We start from the raw sequence: 16,176 nt of genomic DNA, 5'->3' as shown, positions 1-16,176 counted from the left end.
GAAAGTAGTCAACTAAAACCGTTAAACGACTCGAGAGAACAAAGATGTATCATATATTATAATAGGTTCAAATATTATCAATTAAAAACTAAAGCACTTGCGTATGTCCGTCAACTTTACGTAATTTGCTGTACATTATAATTCTGAATTGGAATAAACAAATTTATGGAGAAGAAACATCAGTATCAGGGCTTAACCAAACAAGAAGTTGAAGAAAGCAGGCGCCTTCACGGCGAAAATATCCTTACACCTCCCGAGAAAGCTTCTCTCTGGAGTCAGTTCCTCGAGAAGTTCAATGATCCGATCATTAAGATCCTGTTGGTAGCATGGCTGTTGTCGATGATCATCGCCGGTGTACATTGCTGGGGACCGGAGGCAAAGGGCTTCACCGCTTTTCTCGAACCGATCGGTATATTCTTTGCCATCATGCTGGCATCGTGTGTAGGGTTCTTTTTTGAACTGAAAGCCAACAAAGCATTCGATATACTGAACACAGTAAACGATGATACATTCGTAAAAGTAATCCGCGAAGGAAATATCTGCCAGATCACAAAAAAAGAAGTGGTAGTAGGCGACATCGTCGTACTGGAAACGGGAGAAGAAATACCAGCCGACGGTCGACTGCTGGAAGCTATTTCCTTACAGGTTAACGAGTCGACCCTGACCGGCGAACCGATCATCAGCAAAACGACCTACGAAGCTGAATTCGATAACGAAGCAACTTACCCATCCAACGCTGTGATGCGTGGAACGACCGTAGTAGACGGACACGGTGTGATGGAGGTCGAACTGGTTGGTGACGCTACCGGATACGGAAAAGTATATGAAGGCTCTCAAATAGAAAGTGACGTCGAGACCCCGTTGCAGATGCAACTGAAAGGGCTTGCCGCCGTGATCAGTAAAGGTGGATACACCGTAGCCGGGCTTACCTTTATCGCCCTATTGGTCAAACTGTTCCTCACTTCTTCCGGTATGCCGGTAATGGATTTGATCTCTCACATACTGAATATCTTTATGATAGCAGTAACCCTGATCGTTGTATCCGTCCCCGAAGGTTTGCCGATGAGCGTAACCCTGAGCCTCGCGCTCAGCATGAACCGGATGCTTAAGACGAACAATCTGGTCCGTAAGATGCATGCCTGTGAAACAATGGGAGCAACAACCGTGATCTGTACCGACAAGACCGGAACACTGACACAAAACCAGATGCAGGTCTATCAGACAAACTTTTATAACCTAAAAGACCAGAAACTGGGTGACGATGAACTAAGCAACCTGATCAAAGAAGGTATCTCGGTTAACTCTACCGCCTATCTTGACTTCTCGGAAGATAAAGTAAAGACATTGGGCAACCCCACCGAAGCAGCCCTGTTGCTCTGGCTGAACAGCCAAGGCCAGAACTATCTGACATTACGGGAGGAAGCACCGGTTCTGGCACAACTCACCTTCTCGACAGAAAGAAAGTATATGGCAACTGTCGTACAGTCCGGCTTGCTCGGTAAAAAGATATTATACGTCAAAGGCGCTCCGGAAATCGTATTGACAAACAGCCAGCGTGTAGCGACCGGCGGAGAATACAAGCCGGTAGAAGCCTGCAAGGCCGATATTGAAAAGCAACTATTGAATTATCAGAATCAGGCGATGCGTACACTCGGATTCGCTTACCAGATCATTGAAGACGGGAAAGACGAAGCTTATTTCGTAAACGGACGCTTACATGGAACCGACCTGACTTACCTGGGAATCGTTGCTATCTCCGACCCAGTCCGGGCAGATGTCCCCGCAGCCGTTCAAAGCTGTCTGAACGCAGGCATAGATGTAAAGATCGTGACAGGAGACACACCGGGAACAGCCAAAGAGATCGGCCGTCAGATCGGGACATGGAAACCGGAAGATACCGACCGCAACATCATCACCGGCCCGGGTTTCGAAGCTTTAACCGACGAAGAAGCATTGGATCGTGTACTCGACCTGAAAATTATGTGCCGTGCCCGTCCAACCGACAAGCAACGCCTGGTCCAGTTATTACAAAAGAAAGGAGCCGTTGTTGCTGTAACCGGCGACGGTACGAATGACGCTCCGGCCCTGAAAGCTGCACAAGTAGGTCTTTCGATGGGAGACGGAACATCCGTTGCTAAAGAAGCCAGCGATATTACGATCCTGGACAACTCCTTCGGAAGTATCACCCGCGCCGTTATGTGGGGACGTTCCCTGTACCGTAACATTCAGAAGTTCCTGCTCTTCCAGCTGACAATCAATGTGGCTGCCTGTCTGATCGTATTATTAGGCTCGCTGTTCGGAACCGAATCACCGCTTACCATTACTCAGATGTTGTGGGTAAACCTGATCATGGATACATTCGCAGCCGGGGCACTGGCCTCCCTTCCTCCTAACGAACGGGTTATGAAAGACAAACCTCGTCGTAGCGGAAAAGACGGCGACTTTATCATCACCCGTCCGATGGCTTACAACATCTTCGGAGTAGGTTTGGCTTTCGTCATCATCCTGATGGGAGTATTATACTACTTCCACGCACAGACCGGATTAACTCCGCACGACCTGTCCTGGTTCTTCAGCTTCTTCGTGATGCTTCAGTTCTGGAATATGTTCAATGCCAAAGCGTTCATGGAAGGCCGTTCGGCTTTCTCCAACCTGAAAGAGAGCAAAAGTTTCCTGTTTGTAGCATTGCTGATCCTTATCGGCCAGTATCTGATCGTTACTTTCGGAGGAGAAATGTTCAATGTAGTTCCTCTATCGTTGAAAGACTGGGGTATCATCATCGGTTCTTCCTCCCTGGTTCTCTGGGTAGGTGAAATTGCACGCGGAATCAGCCGGCTTACAAAGAAGTAAGCCGGAACTAACAAATCAAGATAATAACTTGCTGTGTCAGATTATAATATTTACATTTGCTTAAATTGAAAGCGAAAAGTATATGGAAATAAAAATAAAACACGGGACAGAGACAGTGATCAGTCTTTCCGGCCAACTGGATACCTTGAGTTCGCCCGATTTGGAAAAAGAGATCATGGACATCCTTGAGAAAGATGTAAAGAAAGTAATACTCGATGGCACTGACCTTAGTTATATCAGCAGTGCCGGCCTGCGTTTACTTCTCATTCTACAAAAAAAGATGAGCCTGAAAGGCGGAACTTTCGTGTTGAGGAATATCCAGAGCAGCATTATGGATATATTCAAAATAACCGGATTCAACTCTTTCCTTACCATCGAGTAATAAGATCCAAACTCCGGTAAAATGACCAGCACACTACATATTAAGAATAATCCCGACCAGCTTGCCCTCCTGTATGATTTCCTGGAGCAGCAGGCTGGACATTGCGGTATCGATGCAACATTGCTTATACAGATAAAGTTGGCGATGGACGAAGCTGTGACGAATGTTATTCAATATGCATATCCCAATTCAGAAGGCGATATACGCATTGACATGGGGTGTGAAGAGGGACTGTTGAAAATAGTCGTGACCGACAACGGCATCCGATTCAATCCGCTGGAAAATCAGGAACCGGATATTACCCTTTCAGCAGAAGAACGCCCGATCGGCGGACTGGGTATTTTCCTGGTTAAACAATTGATGACGGATGTCAGGTATGACCGTTCCGAAGGAAAGAATATATTAACAATGACCAAAGAAATTCAGTGATATGGCCGACTTCGATATTAAAGAAATAGCTTCCCTCAAAAGACAGTTGCGCATCATAGAAAAGTTGACGCTGGTTGGCTGGATACTTATTATTGCAGGCCTTTATTACGATTGGGAAACGGTTCCCGGCATCGCTATCGTTGTAGAGATTATTCTCTATATCTTAAAAGGACGTTTGCGGAAAAAGTTGAAGCAAAAAGAATACCTTGCCAAAATAGTGGAAGAACGTACCATCGAGCTCCGTATCCAGCGCGACCAGGTATTGAAAGAATCGGAAAAACTGTCGAAAGCACTGGATGCCCTGGCCGAAGCGCAGGACGAACTGGTACGGAAAGAGAAGCTGGCAACCGTAGGACAGCTTACACAGGGATTGGTAGACCGCATCCTCAATCCGGTAAACTACATCAATAACTTTGCCGGCCTATCGGCAGACCTGATCAAGGAATTGAAAGAAAACATCACGGACGAGCGAGCCGTCATGACAAAAGAGATTTATGAAGACAGTGTCGAAATACTTGATATGATAGAAGGCAACCTGCAAAAAATCAATGAGCATGGTTGTAACACTGTCCGCATCGTCAAAGCTATGGAAGAGTTGTTGAAAGACCGTCACGGCGATGTTACAGCGACCGATCTGAGCGAGTTGTGTAAGGTCAACATAGATGTTCTCAACAAATTATTCAAAAAAGAAATTGAAGAAAACCAGATACAGATAAATCTCGAATGCCCGGAAAAGCCGCTTATAGTGGAAATCGATATCGAACAGATGAATAAAGCAATAGGCAGTATTCTCAAAAACGGTATCTATGCACTGCTCCGTAAACTCCAGAAGGAAAGTTTCACTCCGTTTATTACGATCAAATTGGAGGAAAGAGCGAACAATACTGCATTTATCAGTATCTATGATAACGGAATAGGTATCGAAGACAATATCAAAGACAGGATATTCGAACCATTCTTTACAACGAAACCTTCGGCTGAAGCAGCCGGTGTCGGGTTGTATCTCTGCCGTGAAGTTATCCTTAACCATCAGGGTTCGATCCTGGCGAAAAGTGAAAAGGATAACTATACTGAATTCCTAATTACAATTCCCATCAGTCAAAAAAGGATCAACAATGAATGAGAATACCCAAAAAGAAATTGAGAATCTGCGGAAGCAGATCAGCCAGCAGGAAAAGATGGCTTCGCTCGGATTATTGAGTGCCGGTATTGCGCATGAGATACAGAATCCACTCAACTTCGTAATCAATTTCAGCAAAGTTTCGCAGAAGTTACTAAAGGATATGCAGGAAGTGCTGGACGAGCTCGGGAATGCATTACCGGAAGACTCGGTCGAAGAGATCAAAGAAATTATGTCTGACCTGGAAGGGAATATGAGTAAGATCGAAGAAAACGGCAACCGCGCTTCGAGCATTGTACGTGGTATCCTGCTCTATTCGCGTGGCAAAGACGACGAATATATCCCAACCGACCTGCAACAGCTGACCAAAGAATATATATGGCTTTCTTACCATGCTGTCAGAGCGAATAATAAAAGCTTCAACGTAGCTATACAAGAGAATTATGCCGACGACTTGCCATTGGTAAAGGTTATACCGCAAGACTTCAGCCGTGCCATTCTCAACCTGATGAACAACGCCTGTTATGCCGTATTCAGCAAGTCGAAAGAGGCAGCCGACACAGCTTACCAGCCCACTATCAAGGTTTCCCTAAAGAAAGAAGGCGACCGTATCGCCCTGGTTATAGAAGATAACGGACAGGGTATTTCCGAAGAGGTTAAGAAGAAACTTTATACTCCTTTCTTCACTACAAAGCCGATCGGAGAAGGTACCGGCCTGGGGTTATCGATCACTAAATCGATTATCGAACAAAAACACAACGGTACGATCGAGATGGAGTCCTGTCCCGGCGAATATACCCGTTTTACCATTTCTATTCCTATCCAACAATAACAGAGACAAAAGTCATGGCTATAAAAATATTAAGTGTAGATGATGAATTAGACCTGGAAAGGTTGCTTACCCAATACTTCCGTCGCAAGATAAAGAAAGGAGAATATGAATTCTATTTTGCGCATAACGGACTGGAAGCACTCCAACTCATGCTTGTCCAACCGGATTTCGATGTTATATTAAGTGACATCAACATGCCGGAAATGGACGGGTTGACATTGCTTGCCAAAATAAACGAGATGCAGAATCCAGCTCTGAAATGCATCATGGTCTCAGCCTACGGCGATATGGAGAATATCCGTAGTGCCATGAACCAGGGGGCATTCGACTTTACGACAAAGCCAATCAACCTGGAAGACCTGGAACGTACGATCGAAAAGGCAGCCGAACAGATATCCTTCATCAAGAAGGCACAACAGGAACACTCACAACTGGAGTCTATCCGTAATGACTTGCATATCGCCCAGGAAATACAACAGACCATCCTGCCGAAAACGTTTCCGCCGTTTCCGGAACTGAAGTCATTCGATATCTACGCCTATATGAATGCGGCTAAATATGTGGGAGGCGACTTTTACGATTTCTTCCGCATAGACCAGGATCGTTTGGGATTCGTAATTGCAGATGTTGCAGGAAAAGGAGTCCCGGCCGCCATCTTTATGGCGATCAGCCGGACAGTTATCCGGACAATCGCATTGAACGAAAACTCAGCAGCCATGTGTATGCAACGTTCAAATGCATTTCTTTGTCAGGAAAATATAAATGAAATGTTTGTTACCGTATTCTATGGCATACTGAACCTGAATACCGGTCTCGTGACCTACTGCAATGCGGGACATAACCCTCCTGTCCTGATGAAAGCAGATAATACAGTTGTATCCGTACCGCTGACAAACGACTTTATATTAGGAAGCATAGACGATATCACCTATCACGAAAAGACTTTACAGCTATTGCCGGGAGACAACCTGTTGCTCTACACAGACGGAATCACAGAAGCGATGAATACCCGCCACGAGCAATACAGTGAACAACGGTTACTTGAAAACTGTCAGGAGTTGATCGGAAAGAGTCCGAAAGAGATCGTTGATAAAATAACAGAGAAGGTAGGAAAGTTCGTTGTCGGAGCCGTACAATCGGACGACATCACGTTGTTGTCCATCACGTATCAAGGCTAATTTTCTTTTAGCGGATAAAAAAACGGAGATGCACCGATCGGTACATCTCCGTTTTTTATATACATTATATATATGTACTTATTTCAGCAAAGCATCACGGATACCCATGATTTCTGCATTAGCAGCTCTGGCATCCTGGATTGTTGTTACTTTTTCTTTCAGGGGACTGATGGTTGTACCCAGCTGTTGAAGATCCGGATAATAAGAAGCCAGGTCGGCAACTACTTCTTCCAGCATAGTCACACGTTTTTCCATATTGGCAGACAAACCGGCAGATGTAGCATCCCCCTTAACAACCAATGTAGGATTAGCAAGCAGACAAGCATATTCAGCAGAAGATGCACCTAAAATTTCGATCTGTACATCTATTTTATTTTCTGCAGCCATCTTATCGATGATCTTATCTTCCTGTGCATTCATGAAAGCCTGCAATTGCTCTTTAGTTGCATCTTTCGGAGCTTCTTCTTTCAGGATATCCAATACAAAAGAAACATTCAGGTCTGTAGCCAGTTTTACGATGGCGCCTTCTACCTCAGCAGTAGGCTGGCCGATAGCTTTCAATACGTTGTAATCAGCCATATACATACCAAGTGCACGTGCTTTCTGTGTAGCAGTACTCAGTTCAGCAGCTTTAGCTACCGGCAGCATATATGTCAAATCAGCCACTTTAACCTGAACTTCGCCGCTTGACAAACGATAAGGAAGCTCAGACTCCGGCATATCAGCCAGGAACTTAACAGTTTCCTGTTTTACCTCTTCTGTCAACAAATCTTTCGGAGCTTTACCGGCTATAACGGCAGCTTCTTCCGTTTTCTGGGCATCATCAGATTTCTTAGTTCCATTACAGGAAGCCATGCCTACCATTAATGCGGCTATTGCAAGCACGCTTAATACACTCTTTTTCATGTTACTTTATTTAATAATTTATATTCCAGCTTTTTTACTCTTCTCTCAGGAAACATCCCGGAAACTCTGCGAATATAGCGATAATCGCTATAAATGCAAAGAAACCTATAATCAATAAATTAAAATTATACGTAGAAATTGAAATACCACCCAAGTTTTTCTCATAAGCATAGAAAGGAGCTCTGCCATACGGGTTATCCGGCACTACATATATTTGACCTATCGCAGGATAAATACGATGGCCGTACTCTTTATAGAAATTACGTCCACCCGCTCCCATCACCAGATCTTCGATAGCAGAATTATGGTGTTCTTTCTTTTGGGCAGTTACCCACTCAACTCCTTTTTCACGTATATCTTCCTGTTGCACCTGATCCAGATAAGCAGTAAAGTTATGCGCACGTTCATGCAGAGCCGTATCCACCTTATCCAAATACGACAGATAGCTTTCGCCCTTCGCATAAGGGGCAATACGGGCAGCACGTCCCAACACAGCCAGTTCATTTTCTATCGTCAATCGTTTGTCGGAATCATCCTTTATTTCCAGTTGTTCAGCCAGCCGACGCACCTCTTTCGCATGTATATTCTCATAATACTGTGCCAGATACTTTTCTCTTTCGATTGGAAAATAAGCCTGGTTATAAGCATTATCGGCAAACTGCTCCACCATCAAGGCCTCGAAAGCCCAGCGTGAAGGGATGATTTCACCGATCAGCGGCACTTTATTTTCCTTCGATGCGCGGGTATTCAAGTCATCGAACTTGATCACCAATCCACAAAGTAATATCTGCGGAATAAGCAAAAGAGGGATCGTGATATAGATGGCTACAACAGAATTCATCGACTGCGACAAGATCAATCCCGTCAGGTTTGCCAGGAAAGAGGTAGCCCAAAGGATACTCCACCAGATACCGAACATCTCCCATCCTACTCCAATGATAAAATTCCCCACTAAAACAAAAAGCAAAGATTGTAGTCCCGATACTATCAGAAGGTAGACCATCTTGGAAGTAAGGTAACTACTGCGGCTCAAACGAAGAAAATGCTCACGCTTCAGGATAGGCTTGTCTTTTATAATCTCTTCGGCACTTATGCTTAACCCCATAAAGGTCACGACAATAACCGACATAAAGATATAAGACACAAAGTTCTTGTTGGCAAGCAGAGTATACTCGTCACCATCCACATAACGGGTAAGCAGAGCGACAATCAATGCCAATAAAGGAGCTTCCAGTAAGGTGATTGCCAGATATTGTTTATTAACCAACTTTGTTCGGATATTCCGTTCCAGGAAAATACAGAATTGCTTAAACCAGGAAGGTTTCCGCTGTTTGCTGTCAGGTAAATCTTTCTCCTCGGCAACTGTGTAAGCTGGTCGCGCCGAGACATATTTCTCATGCCATTCCTCGGGGGTAAACTTCCGGATATTCGTCTGGTTACCGCTATCGTCTATTTTCTTCGAATCTATAATGTTCAATATCAATTCAGGATTGACATTTCCGCAGGTACTGCAAACACTGATATCCGGATCGGTATATTTGGCCGCTTGCTTGAAATAGATAATCGCTTCTATCGGATTCCCATCATAGATAGGATACCCTCCCCGGTCCAACAACCAAAGACGGTCGAACAACTTATAGATTTCCGACGATGGTTGGTGAATATTCACGACAACCAGCCTTCCGCGGTGGGTCTGTTCCTTCAACAGCATGATAACTTTCTCTGAATCTGACGAAGACAAACCGGAGGTAGGCTCATCCAGATACAGAATAGCCGGCTCACGAATCAATTCGAGAGCGATATTCAACCGTTTACGTTGTCCGCCGCTGATCGTTTTACGGATAGGCGAACCGACTTCCAGATCTTTTATACCTTCCAGATCCAAATCTTTCAGGACCGTATCGACCCGTTCTTTAATCTCCGGATCCGAGAGACGGGCAAAACAAAGACGGGCCGTAAACCAGAGGTTCTGATAAACGGTAAGTTCTTCAATCAACAAATCGTCTTGCGGAACAAAACCGATCAGTTGCCGGGCTTCAGGAGCATCCAACGGATAGCCGTTCACGGTTATAGTCCCTTCGTCCGGGCGGATATTACCGTTCATGATACCCAGTAAAGTAGACTTACCGACTCCACTTCCTCCCATAATGGCAACCAGTTGTCCCGACTCCAGGTTGAATGAAAAGTTATGCAGTCCGTTGGAGCTATTTTTAAAAGTAAAATTCAAACCTCTACCAGCCAGAGAAATCGTTTCTTTCCGTTCATTCTTATTATAGACAGTCAATAAGTCACTGTAATAAACCGGAAGAAATAAAGGCCCCTTCAATACGCTACTGTGCTGCCAGGCATAAAATATTCCCGATGATAAAGGGATATCGTTCATGAAAACGACCCCTGAACCATAATAGGTAAATATCTGCTTATCGAACCGACGGATAAAGAGTACACGGATAAATCCGTCCATTCCCTTACGGGTTATATGGTTTTCAGCTTCAGTCTCTTCTCCACTGATAAGAAGTAAAGAAGAAGACGGTTTCCCGATTATAAATGCAAGTATGTCGTCAAACTCTTCCTGTGGAATGGCAAAAATATCAGCCACCAGATGAAAAAGAGACAGATGGTTCTCAAACTCTTCACTATTGGAATAAGCAAACTCCACAAAGCGGATCAGGAGAAGAAGTTGTTCTTCCGCCATCAGCTTCACCTTCATCTGCTCACAGATATTACGTACCACTCCCTCCTTATCCACTGGAAAAAGAGGATCATCGTACATACTCCGCAACTCACTGTATAACTCAATATACTCTTTATGAGAACGAACACCAAAATGACTGGACAAATAAAAATGAACCGCACGGCTTGCCTGCTGTTCCTCGATGCGCACCGCCGAAGCAAAAACAGCAAACAGATTTAATAAACCGTTCAGAATGGTTTCATTCATATATTCATATAGATAATGATGATTTACAGGACAAAGGTAAAACTTTCAAGCATACAGAAATAAAAAATTCGTTATTTCTCGGAGAAAACAATTAAAGACAAAGCATTTACAACCATTATTCATCATATTTATTCTCCCACATAGAATCATTCGAAACAATCATTATAATTGTAAATTGAAAAATAACGATAATATGCCATTATTTGAACTACTGCAACAGCAACACATCCTGTGGAAGATTAAGAGACTGATCAAATTTTACAACAATTATTAGGCATTTTATAATTATAAAAAGCTCTTTGTCCCCATAGGGTAGATATAATGGGTCCTACAGTTTTAATATATTCCGTGTTACTTATTGGATAAATTGAATCTCATACAACTTGCGAACAGACTACATCTCATCATTACTACACGAGGCAAAACTAATCATGGTTAATGATAACAGGAAAAAACAAGTGACTTTTGTACATGATTCTAATAATTTAATTTGACCAAGGAGAGTATAGTAAGTTACTTTCACATAATCATTAAAACTCATTGTTTAGAAAATGTTCAAAATCATCCGATATATAAGCCATAACGGAATAAAAAACAATATTGGAATCTTTTCGCACAAAATCGAACACAATATAATTAACTTAAAAAATAGATTTGCGACAGAAAAAAAGAATATTAACAAAAACAAGTATTATGAACAGAATACAAATTCAACAAAAATTACTCGGACTACAAAATCACATGATGAACTTCGCTATCAAACTAACTGCTAACAGGGATGATGCCCTAGATCTGTTACAAGACACTATGCTGAAAGTACTGGATAATCAAGAGAAATTTGTAGACAATGTCAATTTTACGGGCTGGGTTATGACTATAATGCGCAATCTTTTTATTAATAACTACCATAAGATTGTACGTATACAGACTAGGATTGATCAAGATACAGACCTGTACAATCTGAATATAGTCAATGATAATATTTCTGGTTCCCCTGACAAAATCTATCAAATTCAGGAAATCACAAAAGCTATTACAGAATTGAACGATGAAGTGAAAATTCCATTTTCTTTATTTTTAAATGGTTATAAATATAATGAAATTGCAGAAAAGCTCAATATACCTTTAGGAACGATAAAAAGTAGAATTTTTTTCGCACGCAAACAATTACAAGAAAAACTGAAAGATTTTCAATATACATAAATAATACATTTTCAACTTTTCTCCCAAAAACAATAGTATGGAAACAAAAAGTAAAAAATTCAACAATAAGAAAAACGTAAACTATGGACTTACATTCAGGACAACCTTACTGGATAATCAAAAATCCTCTTTTTTGATTATTACAATCCCTTGAACAAAAAAATCTGGATACAGATATAGTAATTATCGGTTCTAGCATAACAGGAGCCCTTATGGCCCATGGTAACCGCTTACCGCTCCTGTCTACAATCAATTTCAGATATCGAAACAGTTTTAAAAGAAGCGGGAATAGATGCCGACTTTGAACAATTACCAAGTATTTTCTATGCCAGTGATGATAGAGGGAGCAAACTCATCGAACGTTAATATGAAAATTTATTATTACGACGATATTCCGTAGGAGTCATACCGTAACTTTGTTTAAAAGCCGTACTAAAATAACGAGAACTGGAAAAACCAGTACGGTCTGCCACCTCCTGAATAGTCATTTCTTTATAGGAGGAAAGCAAGCGGCAAGCCTCTACCATCCGGAACCGGATTACATAGTCGCCGATAGAAATATCCGACAAGTGGCTGAACTTGCTGTAAAGTGTCGTACGGCTCATTGCCATCCCGGATGCAATAAAGGTTACATTCAAATCCGGATTGCTCAGATTTTCATGAATCAATGTATTCAATTTTTGCATGAATTGTTCATCCGCATTACTTACAGCATCCTCTTTCGGAGAAAACAGACAACCGGACTGGCGGTAACGTATGCGGAGCTGATCGCGTTGCTTTAATATATTCAGCAAGACCACCAACAGGGAATCCACATCGAATGGTTTCGCCAGATATACATCCGCACCGGATTTATACCCTTCGACCGAACTTGCCTGATCGGCCCGGGCTGTAAGCAAAACCACTGGTATATGACTGACCGTCACATCGTTTTTGATCCGGTGGCACAATTCGTAACCATCCATACGGGGCATCATGACATCGCTGACTACCAGATCAGGCTGATATTGCCCCAAGAGTTCCCAGGCTTTCTCACCGTCTTCCGCCACATAAACCTGCTTAAAGTCGGCCTGTAAAACACTAGACAAGTAGTTTCGTAAATCAGGTTCATCTTCTGCTATCAGTAATGTATATTTAGAAAGCGATTTATCGGCTTGTGCATCACATACATTTCTTTTCGTTGCTATGCCATTATCCGTTGCGCTTGCAATTACCACATCCGGCTCTTCCGACACAAGTACCTGTACCATAGGCAAGTCGAAATAGAAAGTTGCTCCACCGTCTTTATTGTTATAAGCGCCGATGCTACCCCCATGCAACTCTACTAATTTACGGGCATAAGCCAGCCCTATCCCACTGCCTTTACGATTGTGGTCGCCCTGATAGAAATGAGAAAAAAGACGGTCCATATCAACATGAGCCAATCCGATACCTTGATCGGCAAGAGAAATACGTATATTTTTTTCCACACGCTCCGTAGTGATAGCCAACAAGGTATTCGAATCACTAAACTTCATCGCATTTATCAACAAATTGGACAAAACGACACGACATTTGGCTGCATCGAAGGGGACTTTTTCTATCGTTGCATCCAACTTAAATTCCAAGCAAATTCCACGGGCTTTAAATTCGGGAGTAAAATCATCTGTTACAGCCCTTAGCCAGTCATTGAGATCGTAAAAACGGATATCCATGACATTACCATTCGTGTCCGATTTCTGAGCATCGAGTACCATATCTACGATTTCACGCATCCGGCTGGTTTGCAACAACATGCCGTCCAGTTGACGGGAGACCTCTTTGTCTGTCACTTTACCGGATTTCAACAGCCGTTTGAGGGGTGCATAAATCAAAGTCAAAGGCGTACGCAGTTCATGACTGATATTAACCATGAAACGAACTTTTTCTTCGTAAAATTTACGTTCATGTTCTTTCATTGTCAAAACGAGCTCGCGTTCCTTACGCTTCATGACCAACCAAGCTCCACATCCCACGACTCCCAAAACTATAAAAATCACTAATATCTGGAACCACACACGCAGCCATAAAGGCGGTATTACATTAACAGTCAACAATTTCAAAGGCTTACTCCAGTCTCCGTTCCTTTTACTGTATGAAACCCACAACTCGTAATTGCCGGGAACCAGGGAGGGCAATGAATATGCATGGCTGGACGTCTCCAGCAAATCCTCCCGGTCTCCTTTGATATAAAAACGGAATAGTTTTTTTCGCATCAAATCCTTTTCTTTGACGATGACACTTAGCCCCAAAGTTGAATAATCCCAAGGAATGGAGATAGCCTGCTCTCCGAATATTCCGTCGGGATGAATAGGAGAACCATCCAGGGCCAGATTTATCAGGCTGACGGAAAAATCTTCTTCCTTTTGAAATTCCTGGTTGGGGCGTATCCTTACAACGCCTTCCACGCCCGAAATATAAATATCACCGGAAGTAACTTTTAAAGCCGGCTGAGGTAAAAACTCACGTGTAAAAACCCCATCAGATTCTCCGAAAACGACTACACGTTTCTCATGAGGAACACATGCATATAATCCATCGTTGGTACTTATCCAAAGGCGATCGCTATCATCGAAAGCAAGAGACATAACTCCAATAAATAGCTTCGTATCGACCGTGTCCAATTTTTGCAGAGTAGAGTCATATACATACAATCCGGAAGAGGTTCCCAACCAAAAACGTTTATCCTTGCCTTGTTTAACAGAAGTGATTGTTCCGATATCTTTCCCTGCGACAAATATCGGATGAAGTTGTTTATGCAGAATATCAAACATATACAAAGCTGTGGAAGAACTCACATAACATGAATCGCCCGACACAAAACGAGGAGCTACTAAATTTGGAAGTGCCCCTTCAGGTAAAGCCTCGAATTGCTGTTTACGCGCGTCGTACACATACAGATAGTTATCAGATAAAAGGCAGAAACGATATTCGTCTATAGCATACAGCCGAACCGCATTTCCACGTGTAAACAAGTCTTTTTGAACATTCTCCCAATTGAGCCGGAACTCATGGCATTCACCTGTAAGCTTATTAAAACGATAAAGTCCGTCACCAAATGATGATAATAGCAAATCCGAATCATTATAAGGCATGATAGAAACAATTTTCATTCCCGATGTCTGCTGATATTCCAAAAATGTTTCTGTTTTCGGATTAAATCGATTGAGGCCTCCCCCATCCGTTCCCATCCAAATTTTACCATCCCGATCCTCATACATAGAAGTGACCGACTCAAAACTGAGTCCGTATGAAGCTCCGGGAGGCGCATCCCGATAGGTGGTCATAAAAACAGGCTTGATTCCTATCAGCCCACCCCGGATACTACCTGCCCACACATTATCTTCTTCGTCAATATACAGGCAGGCAAAAGAGTTTACCGGAAGGGAATGCCGGTCGCCGGAGAGGTGCATGATTCCTTTTACCGACTTATCCTTATAATTGTAAATATTAATACCTCCCCCATCGGTTGCCATCCAAAGTTCACCGTCCTTTTCCCGCATATCCTGCACGACATTATGACTCAACCTATCCGGAGCTTCCAGATGTTCTATCAATCGCCCCTCGTCATCATAACAAAAAACTCCTTTATTATAGACTGCCACCCAAATATGCTTGAGCGAATCTACATACAACGAAGATATATTCCCCTCAGGAACAAATGATATCCGCTCCATATCGCCTGTGTCCGGATAATACCACCAAAGACCGTTTCCCCGAAAAGAGAGTATGACCTTTCTTTCTTTTTCGTTATACAAATAAGCATAATTAGGAGAAGATACAAAGGGAACCTTTAATTCGCACCGAACAATTTCCTTTTCCTCATAGGAATAATAAAAAATACCTTTCTTTCCTAAAAAATAGATTCCTTCCGGTAGAAGAAGGCTACAAGATGCCACCACCGGCTGTCCGTCTATTTCCTGATGTAGAAATTTCCGGGCATCACGATCAAAACGCGCCAACCCACGACTGGTCCCTACCCAGATATTTTTATTGGCATCTTGTTCTAAAAAAACGACATCATTATAAGGAAGAGAATATGGGTTACCTTTCTCTTCCTGATAGACTGTGATCTTTTCCCTGTCGAAACGGTTCAAACCAAACCGGGTCCCGATCCACATAACACCCCTGTCATCTACCAATACACATTTTACGGAGGATTGCGACAGGCCGTTTTCTAATGAAATCTGTTTAAAATAATACCTGGGGGCTGCACAAAGCTTCCCTGTTAAGAATACAAAAAACAAGAATAAATATAATTGTAAATAATTTTTGAATACTTGCATAATCATATTTCACCCTTTGTCCGGCAAAAAT

The 16,176-nt window shown here is 42.7% G+C and carries 10 protein-coding genes and 1 pseudogene; 8 read left to right on the top strand and 3 right to left on the bottom strand.

Translation table 11 applies throughout. The annotated features are described in order from the left end of the window. Positions 1-165 precede the first annotated feature (165 nt). The 6 genes from M1P97_RS15130 to M1P97_RS15105 all read left to right on the top strand — a co-directional run bounded on the left by M1P97_RS15130 (position 166) and on the right by M1P97_RS15105 (position 6,791). Entirely contained in the window at positions 166-2,850 is a 2,685-nt protein-coding gene (locus tag M1P97_RS15130) for a calcium-translocating P-type ATPase, PMCA-type (RefSeq protein ID WP_249389517.1), read from the top strand. Between the two features lie 82 nt (positions 2,851-2,932). Continuing rightward, positions 2,933-3,232: an STAS domain-containing protein gene (locus M1P97_RS15125; RefSeq protein ID WP_249389516.1), complete on the top strand. Its 300-nt coding sequence runs from the start codon at positions 2,933-2,935 to the stop codon at positions 3,230-3,232. Between the two features lie 21 nt (positions 3,233-3,253). Further along, on the top strand, positions 3,254-3,661 hold the full coding sequence (locus tag M1P97_RS15120) for an ATP-binding protein (RefSeq protein ID WP_195371126.1): 408 nt from the start codon (positions 3,254-3,256) through the stop codon (positions 3,659-3,661). 1 nt (position 3,662) lies between these two features. Beyond that, the gene (locus M1P97_RS15115; RefSeq protein ID WP_195371123.1) at positions 3,663-4,784 is read left to right on the top strand and encodes a sensor histidine kinase; all 1,122 of its coding nucleotides are present in this window, start codon (positions 3,663-3,665) and stop codon (positions 4,782-4,784) included. Then, the gene (locus tag M1P97_RS15110) at positions 4,777-5,613 is read left to right on the top strand and encodes a sensor histidine kinase (protein WP_195371121.1); all 837 of its coding nucleotides are present in this window, start codon (positions 4,777-4,779) and stop codon (positions 5,611-5,613) included. The genes M1P97_RS15115 and M1P97_RS15110 overlap by 8 nt, the downstream gene beginning before the upstream one ends. Before the next feature lie 14 nt (positions 5,614-5,627). After that, positions 5,628-6,791 (top strand): PP2C family protein-serine/threonine phosphatase, encoded by a 1,164-nt coding sequence (locus tag M1P97_RS15105; RefSeq protein ID WP_249389515.1) that lies wholly within the window; start codon positions 5,628-5,630, stop codon positions 6,789-6,791. A 78-nt stretch (positions 6,792-6,869) separates the two neighbouring features. On the opposite strand, the gene M1P97_RS15100 is transcribed toward M1P97_RS15105, so the two are convergent. Then, entirely contained in the window at positions 6,870-7,697 is an 828-nt protein-coding gene (locus tag M1P97_RS15100) for a hypothetical protein (RefSeq protein WP_195371117.1), read from the bottom strand. Between the two features lie 34 nt (positions 7,698-7,731). Further along, positions 7,732-10,638, bottom strand: a complete 2,907-nt coding sequence (locus tag M1P97_RS15095) for an ATP-binding cassette domain-containing protein (RefSeq protein ID WP_249389514.1) — start codon at positions 10,636-10,638, stop codon at positions 7,732-7,734. A 693-nt stretch (positions 10,639-11,331) separates the two neighbouring features. Between M1P97_RS15095 and M1P97_RS15090 the strand changes: the two genes are divergently transcribed. After that, positions 11,332-11,841, top strand: coding sequence for an RNA polymerase sigma factor (locus tag M1P97_RS15090; RefSeq protein ID WP_195371107.1), 510 nt, complete (start codon positions 11,332-11,334; stop codon positions 11,839-11,841). A gap of 83 nt (positions 11,842-11,924) precedes the next feature. After that, positions 11,925-12,204: pseudogene (locus tag M1P97_RS15085) on the top strand (NAD(P)/FAD-dependent oxidoreductase); the annotation flags it as partial. On the opposite strand, the gene M1P97_RS15080 reads toward M1P97_RS15085, so the two are convergent. Then, the gene (locus tag M1P97_RS15080) at positions 12,204-16,145 is read right to left on the bottom strand and encodes a hybrid sensor histidine kinase/response regulator transcription factor (RefSeq protein ID WP_317242996.1); all 3,942 of its coding nucleotides are present in this window, start codon (positions 16,143-16,145) and stop codon (positions 12,204-12,206) included. The pseudogene M1P97_RS15085 and the gene M1P97_RS15080 overlap by 1 nt on opposite strands. Positions 16,146-16,176 lie beyond the last annotated feature (31 nt).

Source organism: Parabacteroides leei, assembly GCF_023369805.1.
In the GTDB taxonomy this organism is placed as follows: Bacteria; Bacteroidota; Bacteroidia; order Bacteroidales; family Tannerellaceae; genus Parabacteroides; species Parabacteroides leei.
This window is presented reverse-complemented; position numbering and strand designations above follow the sequence as displayed.

Excerpts from the sequence above, each read along its gene's own strand:
- M1P97_RS15120 (WP_195371126.1), top strand. The coding sequence starts at position 3,254 with ATGACCAGCACACTACATATTAAGAATAATCCCGACCAGCTTGCCCTC.
- M1P97_RS15130 (WP_249389517.1), top strand. The coding sequence starts at position 166 with ATGGAGAAGAAACATCAGTATCAGGGCTTAACCAAACAAGAAGTTGAA.
- M1P97_RS15080 (WP_317242996.1), bottom strand. The coding sequence starts at position 16,145 with ATGCAAGTATTCAAAAATTATTTACAATTATATTTATTCTTGTTTTTT.
- M1P97_RS15090 (WP_195371107.1), top strand. The coding sequence starts at position 11,332 with ATGAACAGAATACAAATTCAACAAAAATTACTCGGACTACAAAATCAC.
- M1P97_RS15110 (WP_195371121.1), top strand. The coding sequence starts at position 4,777 with ATGAATGAGAATACCCAAAAAGAAATTGAGAATCTGCGGAAGCAGATC.
- M1P97_RS15100 (WP_195371117.1), bottom strand. The coding sequence starts at position 7,697 with ATGAAAAAGAGTGTATTAAGCGTGCTTGCAATAGCCGCATTAATGGTA.
- M1P97_RS15095 (WP_249389514.1), bottom strand. The coding sequence starts at position 10,638 with ATGAATGAAACCATTCTGAACGGTTTATTAAATCTGTTTGCTGTTTTT.
- M1P97_RS15125 (WP_249389516.1), top strand. The coding sequence starts at position 2,933 with ATGGAAATAAAAATAAAACACGGGACAGAGACAGTGATCAGTCTTTCC.
- M1P97_RS15115 (WP_195371123.1), top strand. The coding sequence starts at position 3,663 with ATGGCCGACTTCGATATTAAAGAAATAGCTTCCCTCAAAAGACAGTTG.
- M1P97_RS15105 (WP_249389515.1), top strand. The coding sequence starts at position 5,628 with ATGGCTATAAAAATATTAAGTGTAGATGATGAATTAGACCTGGAAAGG.